The organism is Vibrio sp. 1288 (genome assembly GCF_033344475.1).
The window spans coordinates 1-782 of record NZ_JAWPOX010000374.1 but is presented as its reverse complement, the minus strand read 5'-3'; the positions used below and the strand labels follow the sequence as shown (position 1 = coordinate 782).

The 782-nt window shown below is 47.2% G+C and carries 1 protein-coding gene; it reads left to right on the top strand.

Annotation, left to right across the window (positions count from 1 at the left end; genetic code table 11):
• Window positions 1-782, top strand: a 782-nt coding sequence (locus R8O11_RS26855; RefSeq protein WP_318194828.1) for a penicillin-binding protein activator, incomplete at both ends; no start/stop codon positions are given.

The window sequence follows — 782 nt, the reverse complement described above, 5'->3', positions numbered from 1 at the left end:
GCCGCCTGTTCTTCAGGCCCGCGCCAACCAGATAGCGTTGATATTACACTTGAGCCGACACAGTCTGTTCAGAACTACATGATTCAAGCGGATAGCACCGAAGGTAGCTTACAAAACGACTGGTTGATCATGGCAACCAAAGCCGCAATCCAAGCGAACCAATTGGATCAAGCAGACCTTCTGATAAAACGTCTGGCTCGCCAACAATTGACGGAAGTTCAACAGGCGGAGTGGCAACTGGCGCGTGCGACCATACAGCAAAAGCAAGGCGATTACTCTCAGTTGTTGCAACTTCTCAACTTTAAGCCTTGGTGGAAGCTACCAAATGAGCAGTGGAAAGATTACTACTCTCTACGTGCCGATGCTTACCAAAGCCTAAATCAGCCGTTTGAAGCCAACCGCCAACTGGTAGCGTTTAGTCAATACGCGTCATCAGCAGAGCAACGCGAAATCTCAAGCCGAATTTGGATGAACTTTGGCAGTTACTCTGAATATGAGCTGACTTCGCTACAAACTGAACCCAGCGAAGACGTGTTAGACGGATGGTTGCAATTAGCAGTTTACGCAAAAACGCTCTCCGGCAATCTGTCTCAGTTAAAAAATACCCTTGAGCGTTGGTTGAACGAGAACCCGTCACACCCAGCGGCAATCTATACGCCAGAAGAAATTCAAAACATTCTGTCACTTGATATCGTAAAACCAAACAACACAGCATTGTTGTTACCATTAACAGGTAAGTTTGCGCCTCAGGCACAATTGATCCGCGATGGTTTTGTATTCGC